The sequence below is a fragment of the Paenibacillus sp. OAE614 genome (genome assembly GCF_040546645.1).
Taxonomy (GTDB): Bacteria; Bacillota; Bacilli; order Paenibacillales; family Paenibacillaceae; genus Paenibacillus_AQ; species Paenibacillus_AQ favisporus.
Window position 1 is genome coordinate 4,463,172 of record NZ_JBEPOD010000001.1, and the last position, 16,972, is coordinate 4,480,143.

Annotated in this window: 19 protein-coding genes; 7 read left to right on the forward strand and 12 right to left on the reverse strand. The window is 54.6% G+C overall.

The annotated features are described in order from the left end of the window. Positions 1 to 79: 79 nt before the first annotated feature. The 7 genes from ABIE48_RS20590 to ABIE48_RS20620 all read right to left on the reverse strand — a co-directional run bounded on the left by ABIE48_RS20590 (position 80) and on the right by ABIE48_RS20620 (position 6,287). Complete coding sequence (locus tag ABIE48_RS20590; protein ID WP_145023767.1) at positions 80 to 799, reverse strand: hypothetical protein; 720 nt, start codon at positions 797 to 799, stop codon at positions 80 to 82. A 165-nt stretch (positions 800 to 964) separates the two neighbouring features. After that, positions 965 to 1,285: a winged helix-turn-helix transcriptional regulator gene (locus ABIE48_RS20595; RefSeq protein WP_076169977.1), complete on the reverse strand. Its 321-nt coding sequence runs from the start codon at positions 1,283 to 1,285 to the stop codon at positions 965 to 967. 273 nt (positions 1,286 to 1,558) lie between these two features. After that, complete coding sequence (locus ABIE48_RS20600; protein WP_145023765.1) at positions 1,559 to 2,290, reverse strand: ThuA domain-containing protein; 732 nt, start codon at positions 2,288 to 2,290, stop codon at positions 1,559 to 1,561. 12 nt (positions 2,291 to 2,302) lie between these two features. After that, complete coding sequence (locus tag ABIE48_RS20605) at positions 2,303 to 3,271, reverse strand: sugar phosphate isomerase/epimerase family protein (RefSeq protein ID WP_089548117.1); 969 nt, start codon at positions 3,269 to 3,271, stop codon at positions 2,303 to 2,305. Positions 3,272 to 3,333: 62 nt separating this feature from the next. Further along, positions 3,334 to 4,428 carry a Gfo/Idh/MocA family protein gene (locus tag ABIE48_RS20610; RefSeq protein WP_192715647.1) on the reverse strand — a complete coding sequence of 365 codons (1,095 nt, stop codon included), beginning with the start codon at positions 4,426 to 4,428 and terminating at the stop codon, positions 3,334 to 3,336. Beyond that, complete coding sequence (locus ABIE48_RS20615) at positions 4,421 to 5,188, reverse strand: sugar phosphate isomerase/epimerase family protein (RefSeq protein ID WP_145023761.1); 768 nt, start codon at positions 5,186 to 5,188, stop codon at positions 4,421 to 4,423. The genes ABIE48_RS20610 and ABIE48_RS20615 overlap by 8 nt, the downstream gene beginning before the upstream one ends. Positions 5,189 to 5,237: 49 nt before the next feature. Continuing rightward, positions 5,238 to 6,287: a Gfo/Idh/MocA family protein gene (locus tag ABIE48_RS20620; protein ID WP_192715858.1), complete on the reverse strand. Its 1,050-nt coding sequence runs from the start codon at positions 6,285 to 6,287 to the stop codon at positions 5,238 to 5,240. Between the two features lie 155 nt (positions 6,288 to 6,442). On the opposite strand from ABIE48_RS20620, the gene ABIE48_RS20625 reads away from it, so the two are divergent. The 4 genes from ABIE48_RS20625 to ABIE48_RS20640 all read left to right on the forward strand — a co-directional run bounded on the left by ABIE48_RS20625 (position 6,443) and on the right by ABIE48_RS20640 (position 9,792). Further along, positions 6,443 to 7,291: an AraC family transcriptional regulator gene (locus ABIE48_RS20625; RefSeq protein ID WP_076169972.1), complete on the forward strand. Its 849-nt coding sequence runs from the start codon at positions 6,443 to 6,445 to the stop codon at positions 7,289 to 7,291. 180 nt (positions 7,292 to 7,471) lie between these two features. Next, positions 7,472 to 8,167, forward strand: a complete 696-nt coding sequence (locus ABIE48_RS20630) for a hypothetical protein (RefSeq protein WP_192715648.1) — start codon at positions 7,472 to 7,474, stop codon at positions 8,165 to 8,167. Then, entirely contained in the window at positions 8,122 to 8,643 is a 522-nt protein-coding gene (locus ABIE48_RS20635) for a glycosyltransferase family protein (protein ID WP_483312660.1), read from the forward strand. Before ABIE48_RS20630 ends, ABIE48_RS20635 begins: the two co-directional genes overlap by 46 nt. Before the next feature lie 75 nt (positions 8,644 to 8,718). Further along, a complete protein-coding gene (locus ABIE48_RS20640) occupies positions 8,719 to 9,792 on the forward strand; it encodes a glycosyltransferase WbsX family protein (RefSeq protein ID WP_145023757.1) in 1,074 nt (357 codons plus the stop codon). Positions 9,793 to 9,892: 100 nt separating this feature from the next. Here ABIE48_RS20640 and ABIE48_RS20645 read toward each other — a convergent pair whose 3' ends face one another. From ABIE48_RS20645 to ABIE48_RS20655, 3 genes are all read right to left on the reverse strand, one after another. Next, positions 9,893 to 10,201, reverse strand: coding sequence for a hypothetical protein (locus tag ABIE48_RS20645; protein ID WP_076169969.1), 309 nt, complete (start codon positions 10,199 to 10,201; stop codon positions 9,893 to 9,895). Further along, complete coding sequence (locus ABIE48_RS20650) at positions 10,194 to 11,159, reverse strand: Gfo/Idh/MocA family protein (RefSeq protein ID WP_192715650.1); 966 nt, start codon at positions 11,157 to 11,159, stop codon at positions 10,194 to 10,196. The genes ABIE48_RS20645 and ABIE48_RS20650 overlap by 8 nt, the downstream gene beginning before the upstream one ends. A 92-nt stretch (positions 11,160 to 11,251) precedes the next feature. After that, positions 11,252 to 11,938: a TerC family protein gene (locus tag ABIE48_RS20655; RefSeq protein ID WP_076169968.1), complete on the reverse strand. Its 687-nt coding sequence runs from the start codon at positions 11,936 to 11,938 to the stop codon at positions 11,252 to 11,254. 340 nt (positions 11,939 to 12,278) lie between these two features. Here ABIE48_RS20655 and ABIE48_RS20660 point away from each other — a divergent pair, with 340 nt between their 5' ends. After that, positions 12,279 to 12,893: a TVP38/TMEM64 family protein gene (locus ABIE48_RS20660; protein ID WP_192715651.1), complete on the forward strand. Its 615-nt coding sequence runs from the start codon at positions 12,279 to 12,281 to the stop codon at positions 12,891 to 12,893. 90 nt (positions 12,894 to 12,983) lie between these two features. Beyond that, positions 12,984 to 13,949, forward strand: a complete 966-nt coding sequence (msrA, locus tag ABIE48_RS20665) for a peptide-methionine (S)-S-oxide reductase MsrA (RefSeq protein ID WP_192715652.1) — start codon at positions 12,984 to 12,986, stop codon at positions 13,947 to 13,949. A gap of 131 nt (positions 13,950 to 14,080) precedes the next feature. Here the strand turns inward: msrA and ABIE48_RS20670 are convergent, their stop codons facing one another. Further along, the gene (locus ABIE48_RS20670; protein ID WP_192715859.1) at positions 14,081 to 14,872 is read right to left on the reverse strand and encodes a lipid II flippase Amj family protein; all 792 of its coding nucleotides are present in this window, start codon (positions 14,870 to 14,872) and stop codon (positions 14,081 to 14,083) included. Between the two features lie 128 nt (positions 14,873 to 15,000). On the opposite strand from ABIE48_RS20670, the gene ABIE48_RS20675 reads away from it, so the two are divergent. Continuing rightward, positions 15,001 to 15,465: a DUF2188 domain-containing protein gene (locus ABIE48_RS20675; RefSeq protein ID WP_076169964.1), complete on the forward strand. Its 465-nt coding sequence runs from the start codon at positions 15,001 to 15,003 to the stop codon at positions 15,463 to 15,465. A gap of 152 nt (positions 15,466 to 15,617) precedes the next feature. Here ABIE48_RS20675 and ABIE48_RS20680 read toward each other — a convergent pair whose 3' ends face one another. Next, on the reverse strand, positions 15,618 to 16,322 hold the full coding sequence (locus ABIE48_RS20680) for a YitT family protein (protein ID WP_192715653.1): 705 nt from the start codon (positions 16,320 to 16,322) through the stop codon (positions 15,618 to 15,620). Positions 16,323 to 16,972 lie beyond the last annotated feature (650 nt).

Genomic DNA, 16,972 nt, shown 5'->3' on the forward strand with positions numbered 1-16,972 from the left:
GAGCCCTCCCCTGAGGACTCTATTTTACCATATTCGAGCCGGGCCCGCATAATCCGCACATTCCTGCAGATGTTTCCTATTAATCGATAAGAGGCTCCATGAATGTCCGTGTGCCGTCGGTATTTTTCAAATAAGGGCCCAAACCGAGAAAATTCGCCTGGTCCACGTATACGCCTGTCATCCACGTGCCCTCCAGCACCTCTCCCCCAAACTGCAGCATCAGCGGCGGAGCTGAAATATATTCCTGGTAGATCGGAAATTTCGTGTTGTGTTTCTTGTAACTTTTGCCAAGCTGGATCAGAGGGGCTTCATGGACATAGGTAGGCACAAAATAAGTGGAGATGACCTCCAGTTCTTCTTCTGTGAAAAAAGGAGTGTCGCCGAGAAAGGGGTGAAACATGGTGATTTCTTCGTACTGGGACCAGATGATGACCTGCAGCAGCATGCTCTGATGCCGGCCGTTGTGAAAGATGTATTCATGCTTGGACGTTCCGTCCGAGGCATGATTCGCATCAAGGCTCTCGACATTATGCCGCTCACAGCCGATGCATTTCCAGCCCGTAGGACCTTGAATCCATTTCTGAAAAATCGTACTGCTCTTGTCTTTGTCTTCGTCGGCAGGTGACGCCTGAGCAGGCCTGTCTAAGGTCCAGCGTTTCCAAATCGATTCCGGCCAATACCGGCTCAGCATGCTGAGTGTCTTGTCATAAATGCCCCGAACCTTGACCGAAGCGCTTTCAAGCTCGTGTACATCGTCCTTGCCGTACCCGATTCCCTGGGAGAGTATGATCTTCCTCATCGTCATCCGCCTCCTTATACGCCGAAAAGGCAGTTTTTTACCAATTATACTACAGACTCCGTCATTTGGTGCAAGTCTTTTCCTATAATTAACAAAAACCCTCCTTAATGGAAGGAAGGTTTGTCGTTAACGGGGTTCCCGCAGAACCGTACCTTTCGGACGGTTTTACAGCTCAACCCACTGTTCTGCCCACTCTTGAACCTGCTCCATAACGGGACGCAGCGCTCGGCCTTTATCCGTCAGCTCATATTCGATACGGACAGGCGTTTCGGGATAAACGTGCCGAACCAGAATTCCTTCCGTTTCTAAGTCTTTCATGCGTTCGGACAGCATCTTATCGCTCATCGAAGGAATTAATTTCGATATATCCTTGAACCGTTTCGGACCATCCATCAGGGAAAAAACGATCAAGCCGTTCCAGCGTTTTCCTAATATGGAGAAAGCATTTTCGAATCGCGGACACATGTTAAATTGTTGTTGATTCATGATCTTCACCTCTTTACAGAATCCATGTAAACAGTTACGTCTCATGAACGCTTACATTAAGTTAGTATATTTCATTTTACCACATTTTTGCGCAAAATGAAACAAGACAACTGCTGGAAAGCTCCGCAAATGTTCTTTCCCTTGCAAAATGGGACTCCCGATTCCTTGCTGATCCCATGATTTGCAGATCATCCGAAAATCATGCATGCTCTGCAAGCAAGCAAAAAAGCGGCGGTTGGACCGCCGCTTTAGGCTGATGCGCCTTGCGAAAGCTTACAATACTGCCGCCGGCTTCAGCTCTCTGACCGGCTGCATGTTGCCGAATACCGGAGCCGACGTTTGGAGAGGATACGCCCAATTGATCGCGTTGGCGATGACTTTCAGGATTTCCGGCTGGTAATAGGTCGGGAACGTCTCATGGCCTGGACGGAAATAGAAGATCTTCCCTTGGCCTCTGCGGAAGGTGCATCCGCTTCTGAACACTTCGCCGCCTTCGAAATTACTGATAAACACGAGCTCATCCGGAGCCGGAATATCGAAAAATTCGCCGTACATTTCCTCATGCTCGAGGATAATCTTGGCGTCAATGCCCATGGAAATCGGATGGGACGGGTTCACGTTCCAAATGATTTCCTGCTCCCCTGCTTCTCTCCACTTGAGGTCGCAGGAGGTTCCCATCAACGCTTTAAACGGTTTGGAGAAATGGCCGGAGTGCAGCACGATGAGTCCCATTCCGCCAAGCACGCGTTTTACGACACGCGCCACCACTTCGTCGCTGACCTGGTCGTGGGCCATATGGCCCCACCATACGAGCACGTCCGTGGCATTCAGCACTTCTTCGGTCAATCCATGCTCCGGCTGATCCAGCGTCGCCGTTGTAATCGCAAAGCCGTTGCCGTCCAGCCCTGCGGCCAGTGCGGCATGAATGCCTTCCGGATAGACTGCCTTCACTTCGTCGTGAATATTTTCATGAACGAATTCGTTCCAAATGGTTACATTAATCAATGGTTTATCCCCCTAGACCCACCACATCTCGCCGAGTGGCTCTTCAATAAGTACTTGCTGCAGGTTTTGAACGGCTTTGGAGAAGCCTTCTTCAACAGACATCAGGCCGTCTTCATGCTCGATGCTGACGACATAATCATAGCCGACGAGGCGCAGTGCGCTGATAATGTCAGCCCACGTTTTCACATCGTGTCCGTAGCCTACGCTGCGGAACTGCCAAGCGCGGTCCAGCATGTTCGTGTAGGACTGCATATCGGTCAAGCCGTATTTGTTAACATTGATCGGATCGATCACGGTATCCTTTGCATGGAAGTGATGGATCGCACCCTCACGGCCCAAAATGTGGATCGCCTGCACCGGATCGATGCCCTGCCACCACATGTGGCTCGGATCCAGGTTGGCGCCGATCGTTTCGCCGGCAGCTTCGCGCAGGCGGAGCAGTGTCGCTGGTGTATGCACCGAGAATCCGCCGTGGAGCTCAAGCGCGATTTTTACGTTATGCTCTTTGGCAAACTTCGCTTGTTCGGTCCAGTAAGGGATGACTTTGTTCTCCCACTGCCATGCGAGCACTTCCTGATAATCGTTTGGCCAAGGCGCTACCGGCCAGTTCGGATATTTGGCATCCTCATGGTCGCCAGGGCATCCGGAGAACGTGGTGACCACTTCAACGCCCAATTTCTCAGCCAGCAGCACCGAGTTCACGAAATCCTCGTGGTCGGCCTGAGCCAGATGCTTCTGCGGATGCAGCGGGTTGCCGTGGCAGCTCAGCGAGCTGATCGTCAGGCCGCGGGATTCGATTGCGTCCTTGAATTGCTTCAATGCGGCTTCGTCCTTCAGCAGCTCCGCCGGCTTGCAGTGCGCGTTGCCGGGATTGCCCCCTGTTCCGATTTCAACAGCCTTCAATCCTTTGGAGACGACATAGTCCAAAGCGTCCTCCAGTTTGCGTCCACCAAACAATACCATAAATACTCCCAGTTTCAAGTGTACTCCTCCTCATTCTTGGTTATCGTAGCTATAAATAATTGCTTCTATGCAAAGGATGACTATTCCTCAAAATAAACGGCTTTGCCTGTTTTGGCAGACTCGTAAATGGCTTCGAGGATCTGCGTGACCACATAGGCCTGCTCCGGCTTGACCACCGGCTCTTTATCTTCCAGGATGGCTTCGAGCCACAGGCGCTGCTCCTTGTCGGCATCGGTCTCTGCCGATCCGGAGTAGAAGGCTACGCCGCCGGCGTTCAGATCCACCGTGGTTTCATAGAGGCGGCTCATTTTCTCACCGTTGATGCGCAGGCCGTCCTTCATGTCAGCCCCGCCTTCCGTGCCGGCAAGAACCGTCTTCGCTTCTCCGGTTTCCACGACGTTCAGCGCCCAGCTGGACTCCAGCACGATCGTTGCGCCGTTCTGCATCGTGATGAAACCGAATGCGGAATCCTCCACCTTGAACTCTTCCGGGTCCCACGGGCCGAACGCGTTGGCCGCATTCTCTTTATGGCCCAGCTTGTGGAAGGTGCTCCCGAGCACGCTCTTCGGCTTATAGTTGTCCATCAGCCACAGCGTCAGGTCGAGCGCGTGGGTGCCGATATCGATCAGCGGTCCTCCGCCCTGCTTCTCTTCGTCAAGGAACACGCCCCAGGTCGGAACGGCACGGCGGCGGATGGCCAGCGCTTTACCGTAATAAATGTCGCCGAGCTCCCCGTTCTCGCACAGCTCCTTCAAGTATTGGCTGTCGTTGCGGAAGCGGTTCTGGTAGCCGATCGTCAGCTTCTTGCCGGTGCGCTTGGCGGCTTCCACCATCGCTTTGGCCTCGGCGGCCGTCTTGGCCATCGGCTTCTCGCACATGACATGCTTGCCGGATTCCAGTGCCGCCACCGAAATGACGGAGTGGGAATCGTTCGGCGTACATACATGAATGACGTCGATGCTTGCGTCCTTCAGCAGTTCGCGGAAATCTGTATACACTTTGGCGCCTTCTGCGCCGAATTCGGCAGCGGCCTTCTCTGCGCGCTCTTGCACGATATCGCAGAACGCAACCATTTCCGCCTGAGGCTGCTTCTTGAGACTCGGCATATGCTTGCCGTTTGCGATTCCTCCGCAGCCGATGATGCCGATTTTCAGGGTTTTGCTTGAGCTAGACATTTACGGGTCCTCCGTTTCTGGCATAAGATTTGATCCATTCCATGCTGGCTGCAATGCTTTCGAGCGGTGGTCTTTCACAGAAATCCTGCTCCACAACGATCCATTCCACGCCGGCTTGATCCGCTGCTTCGGCTACGGCTTCCAGGTTGACTTCGCCTGCGCCGAGCTCGACCGTCTGCGGCGTGCCGTCCTCTTTCCGCTTGACGTCCTTCCAGTGCACAATCGGAAGGCGTCCCGCATACTTCTCGATGTACTCCACCGGATCGTAGCCGGCAAAATATACCCAGCACGTATCCAGCTCCACCTTCAGCAGGTCGGCGGGCACCGCTTCGTACATCGCGTCGAATACCGTTTCCTCGCCGCGTGTTTCCGTAAATTCAAAATCGTGGTTATGGTACAGCAGTGTGGCCCCCTGCGCGGCGCATTTCTCACCGATACGCTTCAGGTTGTCAAACACCTCGTCCCACTTGCGCTGCTCCTCACCAAGGTAAGGAACGATCAGGCTGCTGTTGCCGATCTCCTTGTTATAGGCGATTTCCTCGTCCAGTGCGTTTTGCATCCGGTCGTACGGCGTATGGGTCCCGATGGCAACCAGACCGTTCTCGTCCAGCAGCTTCTTGACCTCGGCGCTGGAGCGTCCGAAGAAGGTGTGGAATTCCACGCCCTGATAACCCAGCTCTGCTACTTTCTTCAACGTACCCTCAAAATCCTTTTCCATTTCTTCACGAACCGTATATAACTGCAGGCCAAGCTTCAACATATTGGTTCACCCCTGTATTCGCTTATAGGTCACCTTATTGGGATGACCGTTATTCATGGCTGCTCGCAAGTACGACATGGCTGCCGCTGATGGATGACTCTTCAAAAGCATACATGGCTTCCAGCACGTGGTAGGCCAGGTTGCCGTTGGCCCGGTGATTACGCCCCGAGCGGATCGCTTCGACCATGTCGTTTACACCGCGGCCGCGTTCGTTCTGGGTGCTCTCAAAAACGGGCGTCAGCACTTCCCATTCGCTGGAACCGCTGCGGCGAAGCTTGACGTCGCCGTTAAAGAAGTTCGGATCCGGCAGGCTGAGCGTTCCTTCCGTACCGTAAATTTCAATCCACGGCAGATTGGCCCCGGCTTTAATATCAAAGCTGGTTATCATCGTGGCGATGGCGCCTTGTTTAAAATCGATGGTGCCTGCCAGATGGGTCGGTGTCTGCACCTGAATCTGCTGGCCGCTCTTCGGCCCCGAGCCGATGGTCCGCATCGGGATCTGGGCACCTACCGAGGCGCTGATCCGGCGGATCGAGCCCAGCAGCTCAACCAGCGCCGTCAGGTAATACGGACCCATGTCCAGCATCGGACCGCCGCCCGGCGCGTAGAAAAATTCAGGGTCCGGATGCCACCCCTCCGGGCCGCCGCCCATCATAAATGCGGTTGCCGCCACCGGTATGCCGATCTTCCCGGCTTCGATCGCCGCTTTGGCGGTCTGCACGCCTGATCCGAGGAACGTATCCGGCGCGCTTCCGGCGCGCAGGCCTTTCTGCTCGGCCAGTTCAACCACGCGCTTGCCGTCCTGCAGCGAGGTTGCCAGCGGCTTCTCTGCGTATACATGCTTGCCGGCTTCAAGCGCGGCCAAATCGATGGAGGCATGGCTGCCGGGAATCGTCAGGTTGATGACGAGCTCAATCTCTTTGTCACCGAGCAGCTCATCCACGGTGTATGCGTTTGCAATCCCAAACTCTTCAGCCCGCGCTTGGGCGCGTTCAGTCACCAGATCGGCAACCGCCACCACTTCAACAACCGGGCTTTTCTTCAAATTCTCCAGGTAAATGGCACTGATGTTGCCGCAGCCGATAATGCCGGCTTTCATTTTGTTCTCCACGAAAGTCACTCCTTACGATGCTGAATGCGTATTCAACAATCTAGTAACATGGTATTCCGAATTTATTTATATTAAAATGAATTATATGATCGAAACATGAACAATCTGGTCATTATTTTTTGGATTGCAAAGGGAGCCCTATCATGTCCACCCAAGATTCAGTGCACATTTATACAGCAGGATTTTCATTTCATCATAAACCGTTCTACATGAGCGAGATGGACGGCGTTAAAAATTACCTCATGCGTCTGCAGACCGACGGAAGATGCCGCGCACTGGTAGACGGTGAGCTTGTTCCCGTCGAATCGGGCGATCTGTTGATTTATTCCCCTGACGAGCCGTACGAGCTGTTGATCGGCGAGGAGCCGAACGCTCAGGGCGAGCTTGCCGTAGAAAGCGGCGACTATCATATTTTCTTCGGCGGGGAATGGATCGACCAGTGGTGGGCCAAGCAGAAACGGCCGACGCGCATCCGCGTCCCGCTTAACGAGAGCCTGATCAGCCTGTTCCGCCAGATCGTGCTGGAGCAGCGGAGAATGTCCAACCCGTATCCCGAAATATCCGGATACTATATGCGGATTTTATGCCTCGAAACGGACCGCCTCCTTAGCGAGCATCCCTCCACGACCCCGAGAACGTACCTCGCTTACCGCATGAAGCATTTTATTGAAGAACACGCCTCGTTATCCTTCAAGCTGGAGGATGTCGCTTCACATGTCGGCATCAGCGTCTCGAGGGCGGTCCATCTGTTTAAGGAGGCCTTCGGGACGAGCATTATGCAATATACGCTGGACGTCCGGCTGGAAATGGCACGTGAGCGGATCGTGTTTAGTCCGATGTCGCTCGAAGACATTGCGGAAACTTCGGGATTCGGCAGCTATACGTATTTCCACCGGGTATTCCGGTCCCGGTTCGGCAAGTCGCCCAAGGAATACCGCATGGAGAACAGGGAGCAGATCCAGACCGGGATCGGCGTCCGTTCGCCGAACTAGAACATCGGATAAGACAGGCTGAAGCCGGCGCGGATAAGCGCCGGTTTTTTCGTGCTGCCGGCTTCAGCACCCCGCCCTTTTATTCCTTTTCAGGTCAGGTGTCCGGGGGCCAGCTTTCGTGATACAACCATACACTGGAATGACACTATGCTAAGGTGATGAGGAGGGAAATCAAACGCCATGAACAAAAAAAGGAGCCGCGAGCGATCCCGCCGCACCCAGATCCGTTTGCATCCCGTTACCGAGCAGCGCATCGCCAAAATGGTGGTCCGCGTGCTGAAGAAAAACGGCGGAGGAACACCGCAGGCACCAGCTCCCCTTCCCGGCGCGGCCCCAAGTCTGCCAGGCCCCCCCGTGTCTGCCGAAACGGAAGCCGTCCCTTCCGAACAACCGGCCGCGGCGCCAACCGTTCTCGCTGAATTGGACGGAGCACGCAAACCCCCGGGCCCGGTGGATACCAAACAAATGAAAGTTCTTGTGCGGTCGCTGCTCTCGGAAGATAGTCATTGGCATACCGAACAGTCCATTCTTGACGGGCTCAGGCTGGTCACACAGGCGGCCGCTCCCGTGAAGCACCTCTATACCCTGCCCGCAGGGCTGACTGCCATTCCGTTCGATCTCCTGCTGGTGCTCGGCAATCCCGATGCGAACTTTTTTGACGAATTGCGGGATCCGGTCCTGTCCGGCTCCCCAGTAAAAGCGGTCTGGCGGATGCCGCCGCGCCTGCCGAACAGCTGCCTTCGATTGCGGATGCATTCGACCTCATATTCACGCAAAATATCAACCACATTCCTCTATACCGCTATATGGGCTGCAAGCAGATCGTATATTTGCCTTTTGCCGCGGATCCATCCGTGTATTTCCCCAAAACCGTGAACACCGCTTATCAATCCGACATTCTGTTCATCGGAAATGCGGATCCGCGTACCCGGGAGATGTTCGCCGGCATGAAGCCGCTGCTCGCGGACAAAAAAGTGTTTGCCATGGGCTTAGGATGGCAGACCGAAGACGGCGTAACCTGCGTGCGGCCGCTGGCCGATATCCATGAATATTATAACGGGGCCACCGTAATCATTTATGCGCAGCCGGAGCCCGGGCAGGTTTTGGCCATTGGCGCGTGCGGAGGCTTTCTGCTGGCGGAGAACGATCCCAATCTATACGAGTACACGCGGCCGGACGAAGATATCGTCATCTTCCGCTCCGCTGGCGACCTGCAGGAAAAACTCGGCTATTATTGGGATCGGCCCGAGCTCATGCGGTATGTGTCGACCAACGCTCTGTACGGCAGCAAATACCGCAATTCGTGCCTGCAAATGGTGCTGAAGCTGCTCCATCTCGCCGCTCGGCGCTAGGAATGCAACCCGTCCGGGCAGCCTGCCGGGATCAGGATTGAGCCGCCGTCGAAGTTGTATGGGAGGTAAGTCAACTTGAAGCTTATCGCATTTTTACTTCCGCAGTTTCACCCGATACCCGAAAACGATTTGTGGTGGGGGGAGGGTTTTACAGAGTGGACAAATACCCGAAAGGCCGTCCCCTTGTACCCGGGGCACAGGCAGCCCAATGAGCCCTTCGATCAGTATTACTACGATTTGACCGACCCTGCCACGCGGATGTGGCAGGCGGACACCGCCCAATCCTACGGGATTTACGGCTTTTGTTATTACCACTACTGGTTCAAAGGAAAGCGGCTGCTCGAAAAGCCTTTTAACGAAGTGCTGCGGCTGGGTGAGCCCCGGATCCCGTTCTGCCTGTCCTGGGCCAACGAGCCGTGGACCCGGAGGTGGGACGGCGGTGATCATCACCTGCTGATGCCGCAGGAATACGGGGATGAACATGACTGGGAAGAGCACTTTTATGCGCTGCTGGATGCCTTCCGGGATGAGAGATACATCCGTGTTCAGGAGAAACCGATGTTTATCATCTATCGGCCCGGGAACATCCCCCGCTGCGATGAGATGATCCGGTTATGGAACGATTTGGCCCGGAGAAACGGGCTTGAAGGCATCTATTTTGTGCGCACGCTGGGGGGGTTCCCCCTTCCCAACCAAGCTGGCTTCGAAGCAAGCCTGGAGTTCGAACCGCACTATACGTTCAGTCACAGCCGTTCCCAGCAAATCTGGAGCTATGTCAATACGTACGGCGGCGACCCGCACATCGTTGTGGATTATGATCATGTCTGGGAAAACATATTGAACCGTTCGCCTCATCGCGCCGGGGAGACGATTTTCCCGGGCGCTTTCGTCAACTGGGACAACACGCCGCGCCTCGGCGTAAACGGGCAAAGCAGCATGGGGGCTTCCCCGCGCAAGTTCGGCTGGTATCTGGCGAGACAGATCGAAAGGGCAAGCCGGCTGTACCGCAGCGAGTTTCTGTTTATCAACGCCTGGAACGAATGGGCGGAGGGAGCTTACCTTGAACCGGACCAGCATCACGGCTATCAATATTTGAAGGCGGTGAAAAGTGCGCTGGAAGCATCCGCGAGTTATACCGGCCGCAAATAACGCTCTCCCGACCTATGAGCAAAGAAGCCATGCCCCGGATATGGGGCATGGCTTCTGGGCTGCTTTTACCATACAATGCTGCAGCCAAAATTGCTGGTGCTTATTTTTTGGCTCTCGCCGCGATCGTTTCGGATACGACAAACGCCAAGTCTTCGTTGCCGAACAGCGACAACACGCCAAGCACAGTATCGTCCGGAATCGGCCCGGCCTCCTCTTTAGGTACGGTCAGGTCCAGCACCCGCTGCAGTCGCTCGTTGTCACCCTGCTGCGGGTACGCCTGCCGGTACAGCTCCAGGGGGTCCAATCCGTGATTGACGCACCACTGGGCAAAAACCAGAATCATCATATCCTCATCCTGCCGGTAGCTTTCCACGATGCCTTCTTCCAGCGACTTCTGCCGTTCATCCATTGTCAGTCCCCCCCTTCAGCTGCTCCGCCAGTCTCGATGCCAGCTCATGGCTGCGCATGACCCGCTCGGCGCGAATAGTACAGTCTTCCGGAGAAGCAAGATGTTCCAGAAAATGATCTACGGCCCCGCTGAAGCCGCGCCGATGCAGGATCGTATCCCAGCTTCCAAATTCGCGGGTCTCGGGCGGCCTTCCATGTTCATACAGAATCGCATGCTCCAGATTAACCATTTCCGCCGACCGGCCGCTTCCGTGCAGCTCGAGCTTCTCCATATCCGCCCCGGCCTGCCGGATCATACTGTACCTTCCTGTGACGTTCCGGCCGAGGCCCAACTCGCCGGAGGTGTGCAGCAGCCGGCCCTGTTCATCTTCGCTTAGATGGTGATGAAGCAGCTCGTAATCACCTCCGCCCAGCCAGAGCAGCAGGTCCAGCATATGGATCAGATCGTCGTAAATCGTGTCGCTGCTGCTCCCCTTCTGCAGGGTGGTCCGGTGCTTGGCTGCAGCGGCCTGGACAAATCCGCCGGTCTCCTCGACCCATGCCTTTGCCCGCACATATAATGGAGCAAAACGACGGTTAAAGCCTACCGCTAGCAGCATTCCTTTCTTTGAAGCCAGAGCGGCCAGTTCCCTGGACTTGGTAAGATCCGTCGTCAGCGGCTTGTCGACATAGACGGATACCCCGCGTTCCAAACAGGCTTTGACCACGTCATAATGGGTTTCTGTCGGGCTGTGGACAAAAACGGCGTCCAGGTCCCATGACAGCAGTTCTTCCAAATCGGTCGTCCCCTGAGGAAACCGGTAAGTCTGCGTCACGCGCTGCACCGTAGCTTCGGAGCGGCTCATCACCCCGGCAACCTCCACCTTCTCGTGCTGGGCCAGCAGCGGAAGATATACCTTGTGGGCGATGTCCCCGAGCCCCGCCAGCGCAACCTTCCGCTTATGGTTTATTACATTCATGCCTTGGGTCCACCTTTCTTCAATCCAACGAACCTTCCGGACATGCCGGACAGATACCCATTATACCGCTTTTGGCCGGCAAATTTAAGCCGTTACATCGACTCTGCCGCCCGGTTTTCCTTCTGCTTTTTCTTTTTGGTCATCAGTCCCAAAGCAACGACGGCGGCAATGACCACCACTTCAAATCCGTATTTCAGGATCGGGCTGGCAAACCAGTCGTGAATCAGCGGCTCTTCCACCAGCATTTTGGACGCCGTCCAGGCGAGCACCGCCGCACCGATCGTAATAATGACCGGGAAGCGTTCCGTCAGCTTCAGAATAATCGTGCTGCCCCATACCATAATCGGTACCGAAATCGCCAGTCCGATAATGACGAGCAGGAAGTCTCCATGGGCCGCTCCGGCTACCGCCAGCACGTTGTCGAGACCCATCATGGCATCGGCGATAATGATCGTGCGGATGGCCGCCCACATTTGGTTGCCTGCGGATATGTCGTGCTTTTTTTCGTCAATCAGCAGCTTATACGCGATCCATACAAGCGCGATTCCCCCGACAAGCCGCAGTCCCGGAATCAGCAGCAGCTGCACGACGAGCAGCGTAGCGATAACCCGGATGACGACAGCACCGACGGTCCCCCAAATAATGACTTTTTTCTGGTCTTCTTTTTTGACGTTCCGTGCGGCGAGTCCGATTACAATGGCGTTATCGCCGGCAAGAACCAGGTCAATGATGACAATGGACATGAGCGCTGCCCAAAATGCCATAGTAAACAATTCCATACGATTTCCACCTTTCTGTTGTTTGAGATAGAATGATTAGTCGCCGCACTAAAAAAAGCGCCCCTTACCTTCATTAGGTAAAATGGCGCTTTTTGCCCACCAAAAAAGACCTTTACCTAATGAAAAATCAGGCAAAGGTCTCGCAAAACAACATAATCGTTGCCAATAAAGCCGGGGATACCGATCCCGTAATGACGACTTTATTGCATGAGCTACTCCCCTTTGGGAACTATTCACTTGTTGGAACCATTATAGCAAAACTCTAAGGCAATTACTATGATTTTTATTCATTAATTTTTGGTATGATGGAGATTATAGGCTAAGTGGAAAGGAAATCACCATGAAAAAATGGCTGCTTCCCCTCTTGTACATCCTTCTGCTCGTTTGGGCTTTCCTGTACCGGGACGCGATCATGGAGGCGCTGGGCGAAAGGCCGTCCTTCCTTCTGCTGGTCGGAATTGCCGCCCTGGTCGCCCTGTTCCCTGTCGTTCCCTATAAGCTGGTCATCGCAGCGCTCGGTTACGCTTATGGTACCCTGTGGGCGGCGGTCGTCTCCTGGATCGGAACGATGCTGGCGGCCACGATTCTGTACGGACTTGTCCGCTATCTGTTTCGGGACCGGGGCAGGAGGTATCTGGAACGGATCAAGCCGCTGCAGACTTTCACCGCATTCATTGAAGCGCATCCGTTTGTCAGTATCGCCGCCGCGCGGGTTATTCCGATCGTTCCGCAGATGGCGGTCAATATATTCGCCGGGGCCGCGGCGCTTCCCTTCTGGAGCTACACCGCCGCTTCCGGGATCGGCAAAGTGCCGGGCATCCTGTTATATGCCTACCTGGGCGGCAATCTGTCTGCGCACCCGTGGATCTCCGCCGCTGCGGCATCCGCTTATGTCCTCTTGCTCGGACTGATCGCGGTAATGTACCGCCGCCTCTCCCGCACGAGACCGAAATAACTGGGCACCTTGGTTCCCTTGCGCGGATGGATTATAATGGAGTTGTACAAGTACACCTTACTTACGATTTGAAAGAAACGGAGTGATATCATGAGCGACGTACAGCCAGTTGAACATAAAGCCACTTTTGCGGGTGGATGCTTTTGGTGCATGGTAACCCCGTTTGAGGAGCTGCCGGGTATCGTCAGCATCGTGTCCGGATATACCGGCGGCCATAAGCCGAACCCGACTTACGAGGAAGTATGCTCTGAAACGACAGGGCATGTGGAAGCGGTGCAGATTACGTTCAACCCGGACATTTTTCCTTATGAAAAGCTGCTCGAGCTATTCTGGCAGCAGATCGATCCAACCGATGCGGGCGGGCAGTTCTACGATCGCGGCTCTTCCTACCAGACCGCTATTTTCTATCACAGCGAGGAGCAGCGCGAGAAGGCCGAAGCGTCCAAGCAGGCGCTCGAAAGAAGCGGCCGCTTTGACAAGCCGATCGTTACGCCGATTTTGCCTGCCGGCCCGTTCTATGAAGCGGAAGATTACCATCAGGACTACCACAAAAAAAACCCGGGACATTACAAACGGTACCGGAAAGGATCGGGCCGCGATGACTTCCTGGAGAAGCACTGGGCTCCCAAGATAAACAAGGAAGAGCTGAAACAGCGCCTGACGCCGCTTCAATACGAAGTCACCCAGAACAACGCCACGGAGCGGCCGTTCCAAAACGAGTTCTGGGATCATCACGGCGACGGCATTTACGTCGACATCGTGTCCGGCGAGCCGCTGTTCAGCTCCACGGACAAGTATGACTCGGGCTGCGGCTGGCCGAGCTTTACCCGGCCGATCCGCGACTACTCCATTAAAGAGAAGCTGGACCTGAGCCATATGATGGTACGGACCGAAGTGCGCAGCAAAGGCTCGGATTCCCATCTGGGCCATGTTTTTGACGATGGGCCGGGGCCGGATGGCCTCCGCTACTGCATCAACTCCGCGGCGCTTCGCTTTATTCCGAAGGAAGACCTGGATAAGGAAGGATATTCCGAATATAAAGTGCTGTTTGAATAAACGGCACTGCCGTTCTATTTTGAGACCAGCAAGCGATAGGCGCTGGGGTTCGTTCTTTATACGAAAAGAGGGTAAGGCTTGCAGCCTTACCCTCTTTTTCATGCGCTTTCCTTTTTTCCGGCTGCATTAGGTCAGCCGGAGATAAGCCAGCCGATCCAGAATGCACAGGGAACGAGCAGCAGCTGGGCCGCGATCGTCCCGGCGCAACGGGATACGAGCATCAGGCCGAGCACCTGATTCATCCGCCCCAGACGCGACTCTCCCCGCAGCGTCCGGTCCGACATCAGGGCGATCCGCGGATCGACGAGCAGCGTCAGCAGAATTGTCGCCACCCCGTTGATCAGACCGGAGGAGGTCGATGCCGCCAGCCGGGATTCCGGCCATAGATAGGCGGCATACAGCGCGGACAGCACGCCGACGGTATAAATGGCCGTGACGGCCATATTGATCGCCATCAGGCGCCTGGGTAGGCGGCCTTGAAAAAGGCTGCGAAGCATCTGGAGATTCGGCAGCTTGACATACGCCGCCCCATTCTTCCATTTTCGCCCGGCAGTCAGCTGCCTTACCATTTGCGGGATGGAACCGGCAGCCTCCAAATGGACGACCAGCCGCGAGCAAATCCGCACCACGCTCGGAAACAGCAGCATGGCTGCGGCTGTACCGGCTGTGGCGGCGGCGATGATCCAATGCAGCCTCGACTCCAAATGAAAGGAGGCAGACGCCAGCGCCTTGTCCACCATGCTGCCGACCATCGGCCCCTGCGCCATGTTGGAAGTCCTCGACACGATCACAAGCAGCCCCGACAAGGACAGGGCCAGTGTAATCCGCCGGCTGCGCAGCCCGCCGAGCCGCAGAGCATAGGAAAGGCTGTCCACGGTATGGATGATCCCCGTCAAGAGCAGTACCAGCAGCATCTGCATCATCACGATTCCTCACTCCTTTATTCTCAATCTTTTCCATTATAATGCATATCGGGCGGATGAACATCGTTTGATTCGCGCGGCGCCGGGTAATATAGGGGTAAACGAGAACTGGTTTGGAGGGATTGACAATGCCTTGGAATAAGCATGATTACCCTGTATCCATGAAAAACCTGGAGCCCCGGGTGCGGAATAAGGCGGTCGAAATCGCCAATGCGCTGCTCGAGGAAGGCTATGAGGAAGGGCGCGCCATTGCCATCGGCACCGCTCAGGCGGAAAAGTGGAATGAGGACCACCCTGCCGGTGAGGAAGGGCAATCGAAGCATGCATCCGGCCGTTCGGATGACGAGCGGGACGAGCACGCAGGCAAGACTTCCCGTTCCCGCAGCGGCCGGGGCGGCGATGCCGACGTCCATGTCGTCACCCATGAGGACGGATGGGCGCTCAAGGTGGAAGGCAAAGACAAGCCCTTGTCGACTTTTGGATCGAAGAAGGAAGCCATGGACGAGGCGGAAGACTACGCCTCGAAACACGATGTCCATGCCATCGTTCACGGCAAAGACGGCAAAATCGAGAGCAATCGAAGTTATTCGTGACCCTGTTCATGCCAGCGTTCACGCAAGACGGCAAAATCGAGCGATTCGTGGTATGTCTTCGCGGGGAGGCTTCTTACGGTGCCCCCCCGCCCTGCCATACCTGCCATAAACAGCAAACCGCCTGATTCCCTAAGGAACCAGGCGGTTATCTATCAGTGGACACTCCGAACTTTGTGAACGGGTTTGGCTGCTGGCTGTTTCTGACCCGCGGTCATCTTAGGTGCAGCATCTCCCGCTGCCGGCGAGGTACGATGCGCACGGAACGAGACCGTATACGTAATCATTTTCCCTGCAATGCTCACGGCCAAAATCGTAAACAAAGTTTCCTGCAGAGGCAGGTAGAACAAGGACACGAGCAGGACGACCGCATCGAGCAGAATAAATACGGTGCCGACTTTAAGGCCAGTGAGACGGCTGAGCAGCAGAGACACGATATCGTCGCCGCCTGTCGCTCCTCCGAACCGCAGCACCAGTCCGGTTGCAAAGCCGGACAAGACGCCTGACAGCAGCGCTGCAAGCAGCAGGTTGCCGTGAAGATTGATGTCAAGCGCAGAGTAGCGTTCCATCAGATCGTAAAAAACGGAAAACGAAACGGTCGCCACAAGCGTGTTCACAATAAATTTGCGTCCATTCAGCAGCAGCGCAACGAGGATCACCGGAATATCCAGGATCAGCACGGTCACTGCCGGGTCAAATCCGAATGCGTACTTGCCGAGCAGCGACAGGCCAACGAAGCCGCCCTCGGACAGATGATTCTGAAAATTAATGTGATAATACGTAAAAGCCAGCAAAAAAGTACCTAACATCATAATAGCGATTGGTCGAAGCGTTGAAATTACATGGTCTTTCTTCCTCATACAGGTTACCCCTCATCGTAGTTAGTTGGTCAGGGACGCGACTAACTTCCGCGGGAAGAAACCTGTAGGACCGAGTCCTTCGCATCTTAAGCTTCCTTCTTTCGCGAGAAGTTTGTCACAACCCAATATCCGGGCGCTTGTTCTCTACGATGGAAGCTAAGTGTAAGAGAGATCATAACGTTTCCAAATCGTCCTTTGGGGAATGTTCCTTCGGGGACACATGGTATCCTGATCCTTTCTTTTGTTTGATAACTTCTATACTTATTATACCACAGTTGCACTGCCTGCTAAACAGCTTGCTGAGGAGAATGCGTTAGAAACGTCTATCGTCGTGCATTCCAAGAAGCCAGACCGCTTTTATATGATAGTTTTGGTTGCGTTATAAGGAAACCAGTCTCCGAAACTTATAACTTTCTTATATCTAAAAGAAGGGCTTCTATGCCACAGGCGCTGTCATCCAGATTTCAGGAATGATACCGTGATACCGTGTCATATCCTATGCCCTATTCCGTCGGATCATGTCTTCAGAACGTAAATTCAAGTTCACACAATGTCAATTTTTTATGTGACTGAAATCACAATAAAGGGTAATCGGCTTTTCTATACTTAACTTATGAAATCGTTAAATATTACGTTGAAAGAAGGAACCC

Excerpts from the sequence above, each read along its gene's own strand:
- ABIE48_RS20670 (WP_192715859.1), bottom strand. The coding sequence starts at position 14,872 with ATGATGCAGATGCTGCTGGTACTGCTCTTGACGGGGATCATCCATACC.
- ABIE48_RS20675 (WP_076169964.1), top strand. The coding sequence starts at position 15,001 with ATGCCTTGGAATAAGCATGATTACCCTGTATCCATGAAAAACCTGGAG.
- ABIE48_RS20645 (WP_076169969.1), bottom strand. The coding sequence starts at position 10,201 with ATGGATGAACGGCAGAAGTCGCTGGAAGAAGGCATCGTGGAAAGCTAC.
- ABIE48_RS20625 (WP_076169972.1), top strand. The coding sequence starts at position 6,443 with ATGTCCACCCAAGATTCAGTGCACATTTATACAGCAGGATTTTCATTT.
- ABIE48_RS20595 (WP_076169977.1), bottom strand. The coding sequence starts at position 1,285 with ATGAATCAACAACAATTTAACATGTGTCCGCGATTCGAAAATGCTTTC.
- ABIE48_RS20680 (WP_192715653.1), bottom strand. The coding sequence starts at position 16,322 with ATGAGGAAGAAAGACCATGTAATTTCAACGCTTCGACCAATCGCTATT.
- ABIE48_RS20610 (WP_192715647.1), bottom strand. The coding sequence starts at position 4,428 with ATGTCTAGCTCAAGCAAAACCCTGAAAATCGGCATCATCGGCTGCGGA.
- msrA (WP_192715652.1), top strand. The coding sequence starts at position 12,984 with ATGAGCGACGTACAGCCAGTTGAACATAAAGCCACTTTTGCGGGTGGA.
- ABIE48_RS20655 (WP_076169968.1), bottom strand. The coding sequence starts at position 11,938 with ATGGAATTGTTTACTATGGCATTTTGGGCAGCGCTCATGTCCATTGTC.
- ABIE48_RS20620 (WP_192715858.1), bottom strand. The coding sequence starts at position 6,287 with ATGAAAGCCGGCATTATCGGCTGCGGCAACATCAGTGCCATTTACCTG.
- ABIE48_RS20630 (WP_192715648.1), top strand. The coding sequence starts at position 7,472 with ATGAACAAAAAAAGGAGCCGCGAGCGATCCCGCCGCACCCAGATCCGT.
- ABIE48_RS20615 (WP_145023761.1), bottom strand. The coding sequence starts at position 5,188 with ATGTTGAAGCTTGGCCTGCAGTTATATACGGTTCGTGAAGAAATGGAA.
- ABIE48_RS20590 (WP_145023767.1), bottom strand. The coding sequence starts at position 799 with ATGAGGAAGATCATACTCTCCCAGGGAATCGGGTACGGCAAGGACGAT.
- ABIE48_RS20650 (WP_192715650.1), bottom strand. The coding sequence starts at position 11,159 with ATGAATGTAATAAACCATAAGCGGAAGGTTGCGCTGGCGGGGCTCGGG.
- ABIE48_RS20660 (WP_192715651.1), top strand. The coding sequence starts at position 12,279 with ATGAAAAAATGGCTGCTTCCCCTCTTGTACATCCTTCTGCTCGTTTGG.